Here is a 19834-nt window from a genome sequence, read left to right on the forward strand (position 1 = left end):
TGTCACACTTTCCCTCGTCTTATTATAAGAAAGGATTACAGGTAGTATCAGTAACTTTTATGATTCGTATTCCCTCGCTCTCATTGTCGCTTAGGATAAACTATGGTACGATTTAAACACTATTCAAACAAAGGGTATCGGAATGGATTGATATTCCGATGAAGGGAGTCGCAACAGGAAGATGGCTTACAAAGCGGTATGGATGGATCGCGATCCGTCCAAGTTGAATAAATTCGAGTTCTACAAGATGGAGAAGGACGGTCTCGACATCATTCGCGACATCGTCGAGAAGTATTCCAAAGAGGGCTTCGCTTCGATTCCGCAAGAGGATTTCAACTTATTCAAATGGGCCGGCGTATATCAGCAAAAGCCGAACAACGGCCACTTCATGATGCGGATCCGGATTCCAGGCGGCGTATTGACAAGCGCTCAAGCACGAGAGCTAGCCGCTATCGGACGCGATTACGGACGGAATCTGATCGACGTAACGACGCGTCAAGCGATTCAGTATCACTGGCTAGAGATCGAGCATATGCCCGACATCTTCAATCGTTTGGAAGCCGTAGGCATGTCCGCTTTCGAAGCTTGCGGAGACTGCCCTCGTACGATCGTTGGCAACCCGCTCGCAGGCATCGATCCTAACGAGCTGTTCGACACGACTCCTGTCGTCGACGAGTTCGAGAAGTTCTTCCTTGGCAATCGCGATTTCTCCAACTTGCCTCGGAAATATAAAATGTCCATTTCGACTAATATCTATAACAGCACGAACGCCGAGATTCAATGCTTGGCTTTCACGCCGGCTTCCAAAGTCATCGACGGACAAGAAGTGCTTGGCTTCCACGTCATGGTCGGCGGCGGTCTGTCCGCCAAACCTCACTTGGCTCGTCAAATGGATATGTTCGTTAGACCCGAAGAGGCGCTTAAAGTCGCTATCGGCGTCACGACATTGTTCCGCGATCACGGGTATAGGGAGAAACGTCACTACGCCCGCTTGAAGTACCTCGTAGCGGAGTGGGGAGTCGAGAAGTTCCAGGAAGAGCTCATTAAGCTAATCGGCGAAATGCCTTCCCTCGGAGACGATCGCACGATTGGTTGGAACGCTGCATACTTCGACGGCGTACATCCGCAAAATACCGCCGGGTATAACTATGTCGGCCTTAACATTCCGGTCGGCCGGACTAACAGCGACGAGTTCGATACTCTTGCCGATCTGGCGGACAAATACGGCGACGGCACGATTCGCACGACTATCGCGCAGAACATCATGCTTACCGGCGTTTCGGACGACAATGTGCAGGCGCTTCTAGGCGAGCCGCTGCTGCAGCGTTTGAACCCGAATCCTAATCGCTTCATGAGCCGTACCGTTTCTTGCACGGGTAACGAGTTCTGCAACCTCGCGATCGTGGAAACGAAAGAATTCGCGCGTCGGGTCGCTCTTTACCTAGACGAGCACGTTCAATTGGATGAACCGGTTCGCATTCACTTCATCGGTTGCCCTAATGGCTGCGGACAGAAACACGTTGCCGATATCGGCCTTCAAGGTTCTCTCGTGAAAACGCCGGAGGGAATGGTCGATGCCTACGATATCGCGGTTGGCGGAACGCTTGGACCCGGAGCTAAGTACAACACGGCCTTGAAAGGCCGCGTTAAAGCGGACAACGTCAACAACGTATTGGAGCAACTGATTAACTTCTACAAGGAAGCTCGCCAAAACGGCGAATCCTTCCACCAATTCGTAGAACGCGTCGGTATTGAAACGATGCAAAATAAACTGACGGAAATCTTGTCCGTCGCCTCATAATCGTCTTATTACGAAGACCTTCCGTTTCCGGAAGGTCAGGCTGTCGAGAAAGTCTCGACAGCTTTTATTATGTCTAAATAGTTTAATACGACACCGCGTTAATTTGGTATAATAGATTTAACTATACCGAACGGATGGTGTTTCCATGCTTCGTTCTAATCGCGATAAACAACAGAACTATGAATTTGTTTCCATCGAAGATCTTGTTCCCGCCGATCACATGCTTCGAAAGATCGATAAATATATCGACTTCTCTTTCATCGATGATAAGGTACGCCCACTTTATTGCGAAGACAATGGTCGTCCCGCTGTTGATCCGGTCGTACTCTTTAAGATGATTTTTCTGGGCTACTTCTATGGCATTCGGTCCGAACGGCAGTTGGAGCGAGAAATCCAGACTAATCTTGCTTATCGCTGGTTCCTCGGCCTCGGATTGACTGACCGCGTGCCGGATCATACGACGATTAGCTGGAATAGAAGAACACGGTTTAAGGATACAACTGTATTTCAAGATATCTTTGATGAAATCGTCTTACAAGCGATCTCACACCGGATGGTCGGCGGAAGAGTCCTTATTTCCGACTCGACTCACATCAAGTCCAGCGCCAATAAACATAAGTACACCAAAGAACAAGTGCAGCAAAATACGAAGGCGTATGTGGACGAGCTGAACGCCGCTGTTGAAGCTGATCGGAAGGCGCATGGAAAAAAGCCCTGAAACCTAGAGAGGAGGTGAACGAAGACAAGGAAGTGAAGGTTAGTACCACCGATCCCGATAGCGGGTATATGGTTCGCGACGGCAAGCCGGAAGGCTTCTTTTATCTGGACCACCGCACGGTTGATATGAAGTACAATCTCATTACCGATGTCTTTGTCACGCCAGGTAACGTACATGATTCGATGCCCTATCTCGAACGATTGGACCGTCAACGCGAAAGATTCGGTTTTCAGGTAGAAGCAGTAGCATTGGATTCAGGTTACCTCACAGCACCGATCTGTAAGGGGTTGGACACGCGGAAAATCTTTGGCGTTATTGCTCACCGCAGATTCCATCCTACACAAGGCCTGTACCACAAACATGAATTTAAGTATGATGCCGAGCGAGATCTTTATATTTGTCCGCAAAAGCAGGAGTTACCGTACAAAACGACAGACCGACATGGTTACCGACACTATGCTTCTGATCCGCAGCAATGCGCGTCATGTCCGATGTTAAACAAGTGTACCCGGTCACAGAACCGCCGAAAAGTCGTGACTCGGCACGTGTGGGAAGAGAGCAAAGAGCGCGTGCGACTTAACCGACTGAGCAAGTCGGGCAAGAAGCTATACCGCAAACGAAAAGAAACGATTGAGCGAAGCTTTGCGGACGCCAAAGAGCTCCACGGGTTTCGCTATTGCCGTTTGCGAGGACTGCGAAATGTGACCGAGCAAGCGCTTATGACTGCTGCTGTACAGAATATGAAGAAGATTGCCCTCCATCTGGACAGGAGGGAAATGGGGTAATAATCTCCCCAGATCCCCCCTCTTCCAGGCACCTAAATAAAAAAAGAAACCCAATGTCTAAAAAGACGTGGGTTTCTCGACGATCTGACCTTCCGTTTCCGGAAGGTCTTTTTTTATGGTGTTAATCCGAAAGCATTGTTCCATACTACAACGGATACCATTATCGGGAGGAATCCATCATGATGCACGAAGAACTGTATTCGCTCGCGACGCTTAAACCGGAAGAAGTAGAGGAAATCAGGAATCTGGAAGCTCGCATGTCGGAACGAACAGGGCAACGCATCAGCTTGATCGCTTATCAGGCGGACGTAGCTGGCGGTCAACCGTATTAAAGTTGGCATCCAAAGAATGGAAGGCGAATTTTCGTCCATACTATGGGGGAATCCACACTTCGGGAGGAACCTACAATGAAGAACAAACTGTTAACATTAGCAGCGCTCGCCATGCTAACGATCTCTGTGCCTGCTCTTGCCGCCGCCGCTCCTAACGAGCATCACCACCACTCCGACAAGCCTCCGATGATTGACTGGAGCTCTTATCCGGCAGACATTCAAGCGCTTAAGACCCAACTGGATCAGATCAGAACCGAGCAGAAGGGCTTATTCGTGCAGATGAGATCGCAAAACGACCAAATCAAGGATGCCCGCAAAACGCTTACTTCGGAGCAGCGCAAGACGCTCAAGAAACCCGCGAGACAACTTATCGAACAGATGAAGTCTTCGCGCGATTCCATTCACGATTTGCGCAAGCAGAAACACGAGGCATGGGACAATTTCCACAAGCACGCCTCCGGCCAACAATGGAGCTCGGCCAAGAGCGATCTTCAAACGATCATTAAACAGAAACGGCAAATACTCGAAAAACAGCAAAACATCGTTAAGCTGCAGAAGCAGTTGATTTTGTTGATCAACCCTTCGCATGAATCGCATATCCATACCCTGGAGTAAAGAGAAAGACGAATCGTTCCCCTACGGGCGATTCGTCTTTCTCTTTCGTAGAATGGATTTCCCAGCCTACGCGATATCCCAATTGAACCCATCCGGTTTCGTGTCGTATATAGCCCGTTCCGACGGGTACACCTTCACTATCTTATCTTCTTCCGCGTTATATATGGCCCAACCATAATCGTACTTATCCAAACCTTCGCTAAAGGAATAAGACACGAGTAGCCGAGTGCTGTCCGGACTCCACTCGATGAATTGCAAATACGGATCGAATCGATCGACCTTCCGGGGATCGACATCGTAACCGTTGGCAGGGTCCGCGATTATCTCTCCGATGATGTCCGGCAACGCGCGATTACCGGAAACAGAGTCAACGATCGCAAGGGAGCTCCAAATCCGCCCTCCATATTCGGCGCTAATCTTTTTCCCGTCCGGGGAATAGGCAAGCTTAGTAATGCTGCCTTCCAGCTTCGTTAATCTTTCCAACTTCCCGTCTAGCGCTACCCATAACTCCCCATCATTGTACCTCGACTCGTGATAGAGATGGAACGCTACTTGATGGCTTGCAGGCGAACGTTTAAAGCGATCGCCGTCGAACGTTTCCTGAAGCACCGACTCCACGAAAGTCGCGGCTTGCCGAACGGCTTCTGCATCATCCCTAGTCAATTGATTTAGAATGTCGCGGTCCTGCCGATCTAGTTGCGGAGCATGTTTTAAGATTTTGTAAGCGCAGAACCATCTGACGTCCGGGTTAGCATGCTTTAATCCTATGCGTATATATTCCATTGGCGGCTCGGGATCCACGAAAGGAGACATCATCAAGCCCTGCTTGGCGATATCCTCCCAATAATCGTTTACGTTTCCGACTTCGCTTGACGACGTTAGAGGTTCCGCTTGTTCGGAATTCGAGCTCGTACAGGATGCAAGCAACGCTATCCCGAGAATAAATGCGCATATCACCCCGCTTCGAACCATGACTAACCTCCTAAAATTTTGCGAGCCAGCTGCGTCCTATTTCTAAAGCCGTATTTGGATAGCATCGTGTTGATGTGTTTTTTGACGGAGGCTTCGCTTATATATAACGCCGAGGCGATTTCCGCGTTCGTCATTCCTTTGATCAGTTGATCGGCGACCTCCCTTTCCCTGGGAGTCAACTCCGGAAGCTTTTCTCTAGCAACAGGAGATGGCAGAAGCTCCTCATGGCCGATTGTCAGCTCGGGAATCATATTACCTAGATAGAACATGAGCCCGTGCCTTCTCGTATCGATGACGAAAGTCGAGGCGGACTCCTCTTCGCCGTAAGCGAAATGATCGCCCCCTTCCGCTCTCTCGAACCCTAGCCCTTCGCACGCATGAAGGTAATAATCGAGCGGCGGCGGGGATTGGACGACTAAACCTCCCGTCACGATCTTCTCGAACAAGGCATGAACGATGTTAGCGCGAAGCTGCTCGTCCTCCAGATCCGCGACATCGATTCCGTATACGTACCAGCCGGCAGGGCTCGATTCCGGCACTTGAAGAGCTTGAGAACGTGCCGCATCCAAGCTTTGAAAATAGGCCCGAGACAAAGGAGCTTCCTTGAGAAAAGGCAAGGTTTTCTCGTGTATAGGCACGATGGCGAATAACCCTACGACTTCACCGGCTCTCGATCGGAGAAGCTGCAAACCATCCTCGCCGGCCCCCATGAGTGCTTCTACTTCCATCATCTTCAATCTACGCAAGCTTTGGTCGGCTGTCATATCGAACCTGAAAATCGAATTCGATTCGGAATCCGAGCAACGAATTTTCTGCGGTTTGGCGTTGAGCAGCCTTTGCCTTATATAGGCATCGACTTCATGCAAATTCCTTGCATCGACCGGTTCCCAATAATGGCTCGATTCCCTTGAATGGCGCAGATGCGCCCTTAATACAGGACGGGATGAGAACCTCATCAATTGCGCGAATTCCCAATCCCTTACGCGATGCTCCGACAATCCCTCTTCTATTTTACCCGCGTAATGATGGATAGCTCTACGGCAGTAAGCCGCGAACGTTTCCGGCATTCTGGTCTTAAACGATCTGCGCAAGGCTTCCCATACGATTTCGGTAAGCTGCCAGCCTCTTGCTCGCTTAACCACGAACGAGAGTCCGATCAGCTTCTCGAAAGTCGTCGCCTGCACTTCCCGTTCGGTAATTTCTCTTAACAAATCCTGATGAAACGTACGGGAGACGGAGCTGGCGTACAGAAGTTGGCGAAGCTCCTCGTCAGGCGCTTCCGAGAGCCAGTGTTGGATTCGTTCGTCTATCGACTCTTCGCTCGTAGGCGGAGAAAGGCTCAAAGCCTCTATTGGCATCAACAAAGATAACGATAACGGATGGCCTAGAGTCTTTAACCAGATCGTATCGATCAGGATTTCATCTTGAATTCCGGAGCCCCGTAAGTACGCATGGATTTCCTCATAGGTAAGCTCAGCCAGAGCTAATCTTACGATTAGGCTTTTCCATGCGGGGGAGTACCTCCAAGGACCTTCCAACGGAAACCTGCCGGCGATGACGACAAGTATGCCCGTATCGAGCAAAGGCAGGAAACGTTGCCTGAACCAGTGATCCAGACTCCCGATTTCCTCGTAGCCGTCTATTAGCAGCACAACGGACGATTTAGACGATGAATCGTTAATCGCGTTAACGCATGACAACAAACAATCTCCGTCACGAGTCGGCTCTTCCGCATGCTTCATGGCAGACAAGACCAACCGACAAAAGGCATCGCTGCTCCCCAAAGCCTCGCGAACGTCTATAGCAACCGTAACAGCTCCAAAGCTGCGGCTGATTTGCCCATATCGATCCAATAGATAGGTTTTTCCTATTCCAGCCGTTCCGTAAACATTAATGATCCGTTCGGGCCGCTCCGACGTTCGATCCATGAAACGTTCGAACAAACGAAGCTCGAATTCGCGCCCGATGAAATGATCATTCATGAGTTTAGTCATTCGATGACCGATCGTTTCGCTCATGATCGCACCTGACCGTTTCCATTTTTATCAAAAAGTATACTATCAATGTATCCGAAAGGATAGCCTCAGTTCAGCGGCTCCCATGGTACCTTAACCCTATCGCGACTGAAGAAAGGGTTGAACCGAGAATGAACTCGATATACAAGAACAAAACCCGCGAACAATTGAAACAAGAAGAGCGGATCAGCGGATCGGAAATTTTGCTGCGCATGCTGTTGCTGGAAGGCGTGGAATGCGTCTTCGGGTATCCGGGAGGATCGGTCCTCTATATTTACGACACCATGCACGACAATCCGGACTTCCGCCATATCCTTACCCGGCACGAGCAAGGCGCGATCCATGCCGCCGACGGGTATGCTAGATCCACCGGAAAGGTCGGAGTCGTAATCGCGACCTCCGGTCCCGGAGCCACGAACCTCGTAACGGGAATCGCTACGGCGCATATGGACTCCGTGCCGTTGGTCGTCATTACCGGAAACGTGCCGACGGATTTGATCGGCACGGATAGTTTTCAAGAAGCGGATATCGTCGGAATCACCCAACCGATTACGAAACATAATTTCTTCGTTCGGTGCGTCGACGATCTGGCCGGTACGATTCGCGAAGCTTTCCATATTGCGCGATCCGGTCGCAAAGGCCCCGTACTGATCGATATTCCCAAAGACGTATCCGCCGCGTTTACGACCTTTAGATATCCCTTACATCTGAGCATTCGCGAGCTTGCTCCGCCCGAACATCGGGATACGGATTCCCGGATTCACGAGCTCCTTACCGCCATTCGGACTTCTAAGCAACCTTTAATCCTTGCCGGCGGCGGGATTGTGTACTCCGACGCATCGACCGAGCTGATCGATTACGTAAAACGGACGGGAATGCCGATCGTCACCACTCTTCTCGGGTTGGGCGGATATCCTAGCGATGAAACAATGTGGTTGGGAATGCCGGGTATGCACGGCACGTACGCCGCCAATCAAGCGCTTATCCAGTGCGACCTGCTCCTCTCGATCGGCGCGAGGTTCGATGACCGGGTCACGATGAAGCTTGAGCACTTCGCTCCGAATGCCCGCATTGCCCACATAGACATCGACGCAGCGGAGATCGGAAAACTCGTACCGACTTTGATCGCGATATGCGGAGATGCGAAACATATCCTTTCCAGAATGAACGACCTGTTGGGCGAACCTCTACCGGTCAAAAAAGAATGGGTCGAACGCTTATTGCAAATGAAAAGCGAATACCCTCTTGCTTACGAAGATTCAGACGAAGTGTTGAAGCCGCAATATGTCGTGGAGATGATTTCCCGTACGACCGAAGGCGAAGCGATCATTACGACGGACGTCGGCCAACACCAGATGTGGGCTGCCCAGTTCTACCGTTATAAACATCCCCGATCCATCATTACTTCGGGAGGGTTAGGGACGATGGGCTTTGGTTTCCCTTCCGCCATCGGAGCCCAAATCGGCAATCCGGGTAAAATCGTCGTATCGATCAACGGCGACGGAGGCATCCAGATGTGCGCCCAAGAGCTGGCCATATGCGCCATTCATCGTATCCCCGTTAAAGTCGTTATTCTGAACAATGAAACGTTAGGCATGATTAAGCAGTGGCAAGAGCTTATCTATGATAAACGATATAGCCATATCGACTTGTCCGGGAGCCCGGATTTCGTCAAGCTGGCCAATGCCTACGGGGTTCCGGCGGGAAGAGCCGATAACAAGGCGGACGCCGAACGCTTATGGCAAGAAGCTTTGGCAACGCCCGGTCCGTTCTTGATCGATTTCGTCATCTCCAAGGATGAACTCGTCTTTCCGATGGTTCCGCAAGGTTCGGGTTTGCATGAAATGATTCTAGGAGGCAACTCGCGATGAACGCAACCAAGCAGCGTATTTCCGTACTCGTTCGCAACGATCCAGGGGTTCTCCAGCGGGTGTCCGGTCTATTCTCCAGACGCAGTTATAACATCGACAGTATTACGGTCGGAGTATCGGAAAAGGAAAACCTGTCCCGAATGACCGTTGTGGCGACCGGAGACGACGACCGGATCCGCCAACTGTGCAATCAGCTACGCAAGCTTATCGACGTCATTCAGGTGGAGCATTTGGAAAGCAAGCCATCCGTGGCCAGAGAACTCTTGCTGGTCAAGTTAATTTCCGATCCGGCGACCAAAATGGAAATGAACAGTCTCGTGCAAACTTTTCGATGTTCCATTATCGACGTAGGGATGCATACGGTTATCGTTCAGGTCATCGGAGACCGGGAGAAAAACGATGCCTTCCTCCAGCTCATTCGACCATATGGCATCGTGGAAATCACAAGAACCGGCGAGACGGCGATGGCTAGAGGATGATCCCGCTCGCAATCAAAAAAAAACGGAAGACCAGATGAAGCGTTCATCGGTCTTCCGTTTATTTTATGCTTTCGATAGCGCGGCTTCCGTCCGCGCACGGTCTCTCTCCAGCACCGGTCCAAGATATTTGCCCGTATATGAGTTTTTGACTTTGGACACGTCCTCCGGCGTACCGGTGGCCACGATCGTTCCGCCGCCGCTTCCGCCTTCAGGGCCCAAGTCGACCAAATAATCCGCTGTCTTGATCACGTCCAGGTTATGCTCGATAACAAGCACGCTTTCTCCCGAGTCCACTAGACGGTGCAACACTTGCAGCAGACGATCGATGTCGTCCACATGAAGTCCGGTCGTCGGCTCGTCGAGAATATAGAGCGTCTTGCCCGTACTGCGGCGATGGAGCTCCGCGGCAAGTTTCACCCGCTGCGCTTCCCCGCCGGAGAGCGTAGTCGCAGGCTGGCCCAGATTCATATAGCCAAGGCGACGTCCATCAGCGTCTGCATCTTCCGGTGGATTTTCGGAATGTTGACGAAGAACTCGGTCGCATCCTCGATCGTCATCTCCAGTACTTCGGCAATGCTCTTGCCCTTGTACTTCACTTCCAGCGTCTCGCGATTATATCGTTTGCCTTTGCAAACTTCGCACGGAACGTACACGTCCGGCAAGAAGTGCATCTCGATCTTAATGATGCCGTCTCCTTTGCAGGCCTCGCAACGGCCGCCCTTAACGTTAAAGCTGAAGCGGCCCTTCTTATACCCGCGAACTTTGGATTCGTTCGTGATCGCGTATACGTCGCGAATATCGTCGAACACTCCGGTATACGTTGCCGGATTCGAGCGCGGCGTCCGTCCGATCGGCGATTGGTCGATGTCGATGACCTTCTCCAAATGTTCGAGTCCGATAAACTCTTTGTAGACGCCCGGACGTGTTTTCGCTTTATTAAGATCCCGCGCTAGCGTCTTATATAGGATTTCGTTGACGAGAGTGGATTTACCCGAACCGGAAACGCCCGTTACCGCCGTAAAGACGCCTAGCGGGAACTTAGCGTTTAAGTTCTTCAGGTTGTTTTCCTTAGCGCCTTTGATTTCGATCCAGTTGCCGTTCGGCTTGCGGCGCTCCTGCGGGACGGGAATAAACTTGCGTCCGCTAAGATAGGCGCCCGTCAACGAATTCGGATCCGCCATGACTTGCTTCGGCGTTCCTTCCGAGATGACCTGTCCTCCGTGGATGCCCGCGCCCGGACCGATATCGATAATCCAATCCGCCGCCATCATCGTATCCTCGTCATGCTCGACGACGATCAGCGTGTTGCCTAGGTCGCGCATATGGCTCAACGTCTGGATCAACCGGTCGTTGTCGCGTTGGTGAAGGCCGATGCTCGGCTCATCCAAGATATACAGAACGCCCATTAGGCTTGAGCCGATCTGCGTCGCCAGCCTGATCCGCTGAGCCTCTCCTCCGGAAAGCGTGCCTGCCGCGCGGGATAAGGTCAAGTACTCCAATCCTACGTTGACGAGGAAGCCAAGACGATTGTTGATCTCTTTCAGAATCAGGTTGGCAATGGTTTGCTCCTTCTCGGTAAGCTCCAGCTCAGAGAAAAATCTTTGGGCTTCGCCGATCGACAGCGAGGTCACGTAGGCAATATTTTCCTTGCCGACCGTGACGGCCAACGTCTCCTTCTTCAGCCGTTGTCCTTTGCATTTGCCGCATGGCTTCGCGCCCATATAGACTTCGATGAACTCGCGAATGCCTTCCGATCCGGTTTCCCGGTAACGCCGCTCCAGGTTGTGTACGACACCTTCGAACGGCACTTGCGCGTCGCGCGTATGGCCGAACTCGTTCTCGTAACGGAAACGGATCTTCTCTCCGCCGGTGCCGTTCAATATGACTTGCATTTGCTTATCGTTTAATTGGTCGACCGGCACGTCCGTCGGAATTCCGAAGTGGGCGCACACAGCCGCAAGAAATTGAGGATAATAATTGGAAGTGCTGCCCGCCCAAGCTTCGAACGCGCCTTCTTCAATGCTCTTGGAGCGATCGGGAATAAGCAGATCGGGATCGATGACCATCTTCACGCCGAGCCCGTCGCATTCGGGACAAGCGCCGAACGGGGAGTTAAACGAGAACATCCGCGGAGCAAGCTCATCCATAGAGAAGCCGCACTCCGGACATGCCAAGTTGGAGTTGAACATGATCTCTTCTTTGTCGATAATATCGACGAGCACTTGGCCGCCCGACAGCTTAAGCGCCGTCTCCAACGAATCGGCAAGCCTGGAAGCCACGTCATCCTTCACGACGATGCGGTCCACGACGACTTCGATGGAGTGTTTCTTGTTCTTCTCCAGTTCGATGCTTTCGGAGAGGTCCCGGATTTCGCCGTTCACGCGAACGCGCACGAAGCCCTGCTTCTGAATATCGGCAAGCAGCTTGGCATGTTCTCCTTTGCGTCCGGTGACGACCGGCGCAAGAATTTGCAGCCGGGTACGTTCCGGATATTCCATGATCCGGTCCACCATCTGCTCTACCGTCTGGGACGTGATCTCGATCCCATGCTCCGGACAATGAGGTTTACCTACGCGGGCAAACATCAACCGCAAATAATCATAGATTTCCGTAACGGTTCCGACCGTAGAACGAGGATTGCGGCTCGTCGTCTTCTGGTCGATGGAAATCGCCGGCGACAGCCCTTCGATAGAATCCACGTCGGGTTTGTCCATCTGCCCGAGAAATTGACGCGCGTACGCGGACAACGATTCCACGTAACGCCGTTGTCCCTCAGCGTAAATCGTATCGAAAGCAAGCGAAGATTTACCCGAACCGGACAGCCCCGTCAGGACGACGAACTTGTCCCGCGGGATCGTGACGTCGATATTTTTCAAATTATGGGCGCGAGCGCCCTTGATTACGATCTTCTCGTTAGCCAAAACGAAAAAGCCCCTTTCGCGACAAAGCGGGGGCCTTTATGTTCATGCCAGCCGCAGTCGCACACAAAATAAGAATGTGTGTTCCCGTTCATTATACAGAACTGCGGCTGGTCATGCAAATGATTTGTAATTAATTGTCTGTCGGAGCTCGGAGCTTAAATTACAGAAGCTCTTTGCGCAATTGCTCCGGCGATTTCGGCGACAGCAAGCCGTAAGGAACGTCGAATACGGTTTTCGCGCCCTTCTGCCCGGATTGTGCCAAACGATAAGCGGCACGGGCATAAGCGACAAGCACGCTCGCCGTGAATTCCGGATTGCTATCCAGCTTCAGGCTGAATTCGATCAGTTGAGTACTGCCGTTGTTTTGTCCGGTTTGCCCGCTGCGAATAACGTTTCCGCCGTGAGGCATCGCGGAATGTTCGGCCCGCAGAACTTCCTCGCTTACGAAATGAACGACGGTCTCGTAATCCGCGAAATAGTTAGGCATATTTTTGATTTCGTTCGCTACGGCTTCGGCGTTCGCGCCTTCTTTCAATACGACGTAGCATTCCCGAAGATGTTTCTCGCGAGTCGTCAACACCGGATTGCTTCCGCTGCGAACGCGCTCAACGGCAGCTTCGCGAGGAATGGTGTATTGAATTCCGTTGCTTACGCCTTGCACGCGGCGAATGGCATCGGAGTGGCCTTGGCTGACGCCTTTGCCCCAGAACGTATACTCTTTGCCTTCCGGCAATACGGCTTCCGCCAGCAAACGGTTCAAGGAAAACAACCCCGGGTCCCAGCCGGTCGAAATGACGCTTACGTTCCCGTAGGTTTGCGCCGCGTCGTCGACTTTATTGAAATATTCCGGGATGAGGGCATGAGTGTCGAAGCTGTCGACGGTGTTGAAGTGTTTCGCCAACGCCGGTCCTTGCTCCGGCAAATCCTTGGCGGAACCGCCGCACAGGATCATGACGTCGATCTTGCCTTTGTATTGCTCGATATCCGAGATGGATACCATAGGAGTAGCTCCCGATTCTACCGCTTCCGGATTGCGGCGGGTGAAGATCGCTTCAAGCTTCATGTCCGGGTTTTGGCGAATCGCATGCTCTACGCCCCGACCCAAATTACCGTAACCAACAATGCCTACCGAGATTGTTTTGCTCACTTTATTTCCTCCTAGATAATATGCGGAATGATCGCCCTCATTAATAAGTGCCACCTATTGCCGTCAATAATCGGATAACTCGTATAATTCCCCATGAATCGACACCTCCATTATTTTACCTCAATCGAAGGGCACGCAACAGCTTATTTTGTGAAAAAATTACAAAACTATCGCATGTAAATTCATGCATTGCATACAAGAAAGAACTGATTCAATCCCCATGCGTAAATTGCCAAAAAAAAGGAATAGGGCGGATATCCATTCCGCTCTATTCCTTTTACAAAATTGGCCATTATAAGCTGGCCTTTAGCTCCATCAATGCGTCGCGAAGCTCCGCGGCCCGCTCGAACTGCAAGCTCTTCGCCGCTTCCTTCATCTCGAACTCGAGCCGTTCGACCATCGACGCGCGATCCTTCTTCGACAGCTTGCCGAGATCCTCGACTCCGGCCAAATAGCCGCTCTTGCTCTCGGCGGCTTTCGTCGCTTCGATAAGATCGCGAACCTTCTTCACGATCGTCTGCGGCGTAATTCCGTGTTTCTCGTTATACGCGAGCTGAATGGTCCGGCGACGCTCGGTTTCTCCTATCGCTTTAGACATAGAATCCGTCATATTGTCACCGTACATAATAACCCGCCCGCCCGCATTCCGCGCCGCCCGTCCGATCGTCTGGATGAGCGAGCGTTCCGATCGCAAGAACCCTTCCTTATCCGCATCCAGGATGGCGACCAACGAGACTTCCGGCAAATCCAAGCCTTCCCTGAGCAGATTGATCCCGATGAGCACGTCGAAAGTCCCTAAGCGAAGATCCCGCAGGATCGCCATCCGTTCCAACGTCTTAATATCCGAATGGAGATATCGCACCTTAATGCCGACTTCCTTCATATAGTCGGTTAAGTCCTCGGACATTTTTTTCGTTAAGGTCGTTACGAGCACCCTCTCGTCTTTGGCGATGCGATCGCGAATCTCGCCGAGCAGGTCGTCGATCTGCCCTTCGTCGGACGAAGCTCGATGATCGGATCCACCAGTCCGGTCGGGCGGATGATTTGTTCGACTACAGTCGGACAGTGCTCCAATTCGTAAGGTCCCGGCGTAGCGGATACGAATACGAGCTGCGTCGCCTTCTCCTCGAACTCCTCGAACTTAAGCGGTCGGTTATCCTTCGCGGAGGGCAATCTGAAGCCGTGGTCGACGAGGACCGATTTACGGGCTTGGTCTCCGTTGTACATGGCCCGCAATTGCGGCAGCGTAACGTGCGATTCGTCGATCACGATCATATAATCGTCCGGGAAGAAGTCCATCAGCGTATATGGAGTCGCTCCGCGTTCGCGGAACGTCATCGGCCCCGAATAATTCTCGATCCCGGAGCAGAACCCCATCTCGGACATCATCTCGAGATCGTACCGGGTACGTTGCTCTAACCTCTGGGCCTCGAGCAGTTTGCCCGCTTCCCTTAGCTCGACCAATCTCTCTTCCAATTCCCGCTCGATGTTCACGAGCGCCCGCTTCATCTTCTCCTCGCCGGTCACGAAGTGAGACCCCGGGAAAATAATGACATGGTCGCGCACGCCGGTAATCTCGCCGGTGAGAACGTCGATTTCCGTAATCCGCTCGATCTCGTCCCCGAACATCTCCACGCGAATAGCCGAATCGCCGCGGGAAACCGGGAAAATCTCGATGACGTCCCCGCGCACGCGGAAAGTTCCCCGGACGAAGTTCAAGTCGTTGCGTTCGTACTGTATGTCGATCAGCTTATGCAGAATCGCGTTTCTCGACTTCTCCATCCCGACCCGCAAGCTCAGCCGCAAATCGCGATACTCCTCCGGAGAACCGAGACCGTAGATGCAGGATACGCTGGCCACGATAATAACGTCTCTTCTCTCGAAGAGAGAAGCCGTCGAGGAATGCCGCATCTTATCGATCTCGTCATTGATGCTGGAATCCTTCTCGATGTAGGTGTCCGTAGACGGGATATAAGCTTCCGGTTGGTAATAGTCATAATAACTGACGAAGTACTCTACGGCGTTCTCGGGAAAGAACTCCTTGAATTCGCTGCACAATTGCATCGCCAGCGTCTTGTTATGAGCGATAATCAGCGTAGGTTTGTTCACCTTCGCTATCGTCTGGGCGATCGTATACGTCTTCCCCGTTCCCGTCGCCCCTAGCAGCGTCTGATGCTTCTTGCCTGCGGCAATTCCTTCGGCCAACTGCCGAATGGCTTCCGGCTGGTCGCCGGAAGGCGAATATTCAGATACCAGCTTAAAAGGTTTATGTTCTACGTCCGATGCATCCATCTCCGGTATCCCCTCGATATCAGAATGTGTGTTCCCATGTATTATAACTTTATCCGGGTTGCCCGTCAAAAATTCATCCGCTCGAAAATATTCCTTTATCCGACAGAGATATTCCGATTTGTGATAGGATATGGAAAAAGGCTCCTCCGTTCCATGGAGGCGGCAGATTGGAGATCAGGAATGGGATTGTTCGATTTTCTCAAAGGGCAATTTATCGAAGTCATAGAATGGTTGGACGATAAGGGGGTTCTCGTCTATCGCTTCCCCGCGTACGATAACGCGATCAAGATGGGCGCAAAGCTTATCGTGCGCGAATCGCAAACCGCGATCTTCGTTAACGAAGGCCAGATCGCCGACGTGTTCGGACCCGGAACCCATACGCTAAGCACGCAGAATTTGCCCGTGCTGACCGCGCTGAATTCCTGGAAATACGGGTTTAACTCGCCTTTCAAAGCGGATGTCTATTTCCTCAACATGACGAACTTCACGGATCTGAAGTGGGGAACGACGAACCCCGTCATTATGCGGGATCCCGAATTCGGCATTATCCGCATGCGGGGCTTCGGCAACTATTCGTTCCGAATCAGCGACCCCGTCGTTTTCCTGAAAGATATATTCGGGACGAAACAAGAGCTCACTACGGCGGGGATTACCGGCTTTCTCAAATCCGCGGTCGTATCCGGAATCAGCGACATGATCGGCGAAGCCAAAATCCCGGTAGCGGACCTCTCCAGCTCCTACGACGAATTGAGCGCCCTCTCCGTCACGCGGTTGCAGCCCCAGTTCGCCGCGATCGGTTTAAGCTTGACGAACGTAACGATCGAGAATATATCGCTTCCGGAAGAAGTCGAGAAGATGATCGATCGAAGATCGTCCATGAACATTGCGGGCAACCTCGACCAATACATGAAATTCCAGACCGCGGAAGCCATCCGCGAAGCCGCCAACCAGCCGGACGGAGCGGCCGGGACTGGCGCAGGTCTAGGCGCGGGCATGGCTATGGGGCAAATGATGGGCCAGATGATGAACCAAATGAACGGACGGAACTCCGAACCGCGGCAAGCCCCGCCTTCCGAGCAGCAATCGGCACCGCAGCAAGCTCCGGCACAGCAGCAAGCTCCGGCACAGCAGCAGCCGGGAAGCAAGAAATTTTGTTCCGAATGCGGCGGCAAGCTGGCCGAGAACGCCAAATTCTGCTCCGAATGCGGAAGCAAAACCTAATCGGAGGAAGCGATGAACAGCCAACCTTCAGCCATTCGATTTCCCTGCGGGAGCTGCGCGGGTCCTATGGTTTTCGATACGGAAAGCCAGAACTTGAAATGCCGATATTGCGGATCGGAGCAAGCGATAGACGCCATCATCGAGCAACCGCAAGAGTACTCCTTCTACAGCGACGACGAGGATATGGAAAGCCTGCAGGATTGGGGAACGGAACAGCAAGCGATCCATTGCGAATCATGCGGAGGGGAAACGTTGATCCCCGCCGGACAGACCACTTCCCAATGCGTGTTCTGCGGTTCGCCGAAGGTGCTTGTTCAGGATGATTCCCGAACCATTCGGCCGGAATCCATTATTCCTTTCCAGATCTCGCGCGACGAAGCTCTAAGCTCCTTCGCCGCTTGGAAGAAGAAACGTTGGTTTCTGCCCAACGCCTTCAAGAAGCAGAACGTAAGCTCGCAGCTTAACAGCATCTATATCCCGTACTGGACCTACGATACCGAAACCTATTCCGTCTATTCCGCGGAAGTCGGCATCTATCATTATCGCACCGTGACCCGCACGAGAGTGGTGAACGGTAAAACGGAAACCTATACGGACACGGAGCGGTATACGGTATGGCACTCTACCCGAGGAGATTATGACCGCAGCTTCGACGATATTCTGATCCCGGCTTCCGGTCATTACGATTCGAACCTGCTGGAGAAACTCGGGGATTTCAATCTCGGGGAGCTTCACGTTTACCGCCCCGAGTATTTGAGCGGATATATTTCCGAACGATACTCCGTCTCCCGCGAACAAGGCTGGACTGAAGCGCAGCAAGTAGCGGACGGCCATATCGAATCGGAAGTCAAAAACATTATCGGCGGCGACGAAATCCGCAATCTGAACATTCGAACCTCTTACGACGACGTGACTTACAAGCACTTATTGCTGCCGGTGTGGAACGCGAACTATAAGTACAAATCCAAACCGTATTACTATATGGTGAACGGGCAGACGGGCACGGTTTCCGGCCACGTCCCCCGCAGCGCGATCAAGATCACGCTATTCGTGCTAGCGTGCCTTGGAATCGCGGGCGCAATTATCCTTTTCGTTATGAACCAGCAGGTTGATTCAACGGGGTTTTAAATGGAGTCGAAACCGTCCCAAAGACCGGCTACCGCGTAAAACATTACGATTTCATTCTCCAGATTGAATGGTTCTTGTCGATCACGAAAGTGCGCAAGCAAGAGAAAAGCGGCACGCGGTGCCGTTATTTCGAAACTAAACGCCCATTTTTCCGCGTTAGCGGCACGCGGTGCCGTTATTTCGAAACTAAACGCCCATTTTTCCGCGTTAGCGGCACGCGGTGCCGTTATTTCGGTTCAACCCCCTAAGTTTGGACACTCTCGTCCAATTTCAGGTTCTATCGTATTAAAGCGCGATTTCTCGCGGTTTAATGAGTCCATTTAGATGCTTGCTAAGGTACTCCGCTGGGGACAGATCTTGGAGACTTCCATGGATCCGCCTTTCGTTGTAAAAACGAATATATCGATCCACAACGGCAAAAGCTTGCTCGTATGTTTCAAAGACATTTCTCTGGTAACATTCTCGTTCTAAGACACTGTGAAACGATTCGATATATGCATTTTTGTTGGGTGTGCGATTAGGCGTGCGTTCGTGCTCAAAGCCCATTTCGTTCGAAAATGCATGGAAAGCATGGCTACAAAACTGCGGACCATTGTCCGTGCGTATTACGAGCCGATGCTCGTTTACATGCACGTTTCGTTTCAGAAGTGCTTTCTGGACCATCTGCAGGATCGCCTTGGTATCGCATGATTTGCCTCTGAAATGTGTGACGATGCCGCGGTCATACACGTCTATAATGCTGGCTAAGTAGAAATGTCGACGAAGGCCGGTGACATACCCATACTTAATGTCCATTTGCCATAGCTGATTGGGTCCAGTCACCACGCGGTTGTTCGCTACCTTGCGAGGCACACTGTTCTTCACCTCTCTTTGAGGCTGCAGGACGCCTAGCAACTTGCAAAGACGGTAAACCTTCTTCTTGTTGATACGCAGCTTGTACTGCCTTCTAAGACACAACGTAAGCTTGCGGTAGCCATAACAAGACTCTTCTTCTTGGGAGAGCAGATGGCGAATGTAGCTTTTGATTCGCGCATCCGAAATCTTCTCTCCACGGTGGTTCCAAGAGTATCCCGGAACGGGCCGGCCGCCACGAGTTGCTGGCGTAATTGTAGGATGTTGTAGGCGATAGTAATACGTAGAGCGCGGTACCTTGCAAATACGGAGCACCGTTTTCACGGGGTAACCGGCAGCAATCCAGGGTAGCGCTACTTCGAGTCGGGTGTCGACTGTGGATTCGTTTTTTTTACCAGGTCTCGGAGAATGGCGATCTCCAAATCCTTCTCTCCAAGCAACTTCATGGCTTGGTCATATCTCTTTTGCAAGTCTTGAGAATCTTTAGTGATCTGATCTACTTGCTGTTTCTTTTTGACCATCTCAGCCTGCACCTCATCCCAATATTGGCGTACCCATCTCTGAAGAGTTGATGGAGACATCCCGTGTTCCCTAGCTACATGCTCCGTTCGATATCCGGAGACCACCAACGCCACATACTCCTTCTTCAACTCTTCCGTACAATGAAAACGTCTCTTCACGAACA

General features: G+C 51.8%; 13 protein-coding genes and 2 pseudogenes. 8 read left to right on the top strand and 7 right to left on the bottom strand.

Translation table 11 applies throughout. From position 1 onward, the window contains the following. Positions 1-181 precede the first annotated feature (181 nt). The 4 genes from FPL14_RS10855 (at position 182) to FPL14_RS10870 (ending at position 4251) form a co-directional block, all read left to right on the top strand. Positions 182-1801, top strand: a complete 1620-nt coding sequence (locus tag FPL14_RS10855) for a nitrite/sulfite reductase (protein ID WP_182302963.1) — start codon at positions 182-184, stop codon at positions 1799-1801. 145 nt (positions 1802-1946) lie between these two features. After that, positions 1947-3304, top strand: a protein-coding gene (locus FPL14_RS10860) for an IS1182 family transposase (RefSeq protein ID WP_182299310.1) whose coding sequence is annotated in 2 segments (ribosomal slippage) — positions 1947-2517 and positions 2517-3304 — 1359 coding nt in all. Because the reading frame shifts where the segments join, the coding sequence is not laid out codon by codon here. Positions 3305-3483: 179 nt separating this feature from the next. Beyond that, the gene (locus tag FPL14_RS10865) at positions 3484-3636 is read left to right on the top strand and encodes a hypothetical protein (RefSeq protein ID WP_182304236.1); all 153 of its coding nucleotides are present in this window, start codon (positions 3484-3486) and stop codon (positions 3634-3636) included. 75 nt (positions 3637-3711) lie between these two features. After that, entirely contained in the window at positions 3712-4251 is a 540-nt protein-coding gene (locus tag FPL14_RS10870; RefSeq protein WP_182302964.1) for a hypothetical protein, read from the top strand. A gap of 66 nt (positions 4252-4317) precedes the next feature. Here the strand turns inward: FPL14_RS10870 and FPL14_RS10875 are convergent, their stop codons facing one another. Together FPL14_RS10875 and FPL14_RS10880 are read right to left on the bottom strand one after the other, a co-directional pair. Beyond that, positions 4318-5223, bottom strand: a complete 906-nt coding sequence (locus tag FPL14_RS10875) for a TolB-like translocation protein (protein ID WP_182302965.1) — start codon at positions 5221-5223, stop codon at positions 4318-4320. A gap of 2 nt (positions 5224-5225) precedes the next feature. Beyond that, the gene (locus FPL14_RS10880; protein ID WP_182302966.1) at positions 5226-7241 is read right to left on the bottom strand and encodes a LuxR C-terminal-related transcriptional regulator; all 2016 of its coding nucleotides are present in this window, start codon (positions 7239-7241) and stop codon (positions 5226-5228) included. A gap of 128 nt (positions 7242-7369) precedes the next feature. Here FPL14_RS10880 and ilvB point away from each other — a divergent pair, with 128 nt between their 5' ends. Both ilvB and ilvN read left to right on the top strand, forming a co-directional pair. Beyond that, complete coding sequence (gene ilvB, locus FPL14_RS10885; RefSeq protein WP_182302967.1) at positions 7370-9109, top strand: biosynthetic-type acetolactate synthase large subunit; 1740 nt, start codon at positions 7370-7372, stop codon at positions 9107-9109. Then, a complete protein-coding gene (gene ilvN, locus FPL14_RS10890) occupies positions 9106-9588 on the top strand; it encodes an acetolactate synthase small subunit (protein ID WP_182302968.1) in 483 nt (160 codons plus the stop codon). Before ilvB ends, ilvN begins: the two co-directional genes overlap by 4 nt. Positions 9589-9651: 63 nt before the next feature. On the opposite strand, the pseudogene uvrA reads toward ilvN, so the two are convergent. From uvrA to uvrB, 3 genes and pseudogenes are all read right to left on the bottom strand, one after another. Further along, a pseudogene (uvrA, locus tag FPL14_RS10895) lies at positions 9652-12509 on the bottom strand (excinuclease ABC subunit UvrA). A gap of 160 nt (positions 12510-12669) precedes the next feature. Then, on the bottom strand, positions 12670-13656 hold the full coding sequence (locus FPL14_RS10900; protein WP_182302969.1) for a diaminopimelate dehydrogenase: 987 nt from the start codon (positions 13654-13656) through the stop codon (positions 12670-12672). A 292-nt stretch (positions 13657-13948) separates the two neighbouring features. Then, positions 13949-15948, bottom strand: a pseudogene (gene uvrB, locus FPL14_RS10905) (excinuclease ABC subunit UvrB). A 180-nt stretch (positions 15949-16128) separates the two neighbouring features. On the opposite strand from uvrB, the gene FPL14_RS10910 reads away from it, so the two are divergent. Both FPL14_RS10910 and FPL14_RS10915 read left to right on the top strand, forming a co-directional pair. Next, entirely contained in the window at positions 16129-17169 is a 1041-nt protein-coding gene (locus tag FPL14_RS10910) for an SPFH domain-containing protein (RefSeq protein WP_182302970.1), read from the top strand. Positions 17170-17181: 12 nt separating this feature from the next. Next, on the top strand, positions 17182-18297 hold the full coding sequence (locus FPL14_RS10915; protein ID WP_182302971.1) for a TFIIB-type zinc ribbon-containing protein: 1116 nt from the start codon (positions 17182-17184) through the stop codon (positions 18295-18297). A gap of 285 nt (positions 18298-18582) precedes the next feature. On the opposite strand, the gene FPL14_RS30750 is transcribed toward FPL14_RS10915, so the two are convergent. Together FPL14_RS30750 and FPL14_RS10925 are read right to left on the bottom strand one after the other, a co-directional pair. Beyond that, entirely contained in the window at positions 18583-19473 is an 891-nt protein-coding gene (locus FPL14_RS30750; protein ID WP_182301390.1) for an IS3 family transposase, read from the bottom strand. A gap of 29 nt (positions 19474-19502) precedes the next feature. Further along, complete coding sequence (locus FPL14_RS10925) at positions 19503-19829, bottom strand: transposase (RefSeq protein ID WP_182299820.1); 327 nt, start codon at positions 19827-19829, stop codon at positions 19503-19505. Positions 19830-19834 lie beyond the last annotated feature (5 nt).

This window comes from Cohnella cholangitidis (assembly GCF_014107495.1).
Classification (GTDB): Bacteria; Bacillota; Bacilli; order Paenibacillales; family Paenibacillaceae; genus Cohnella; species Cohnella cholangitidis.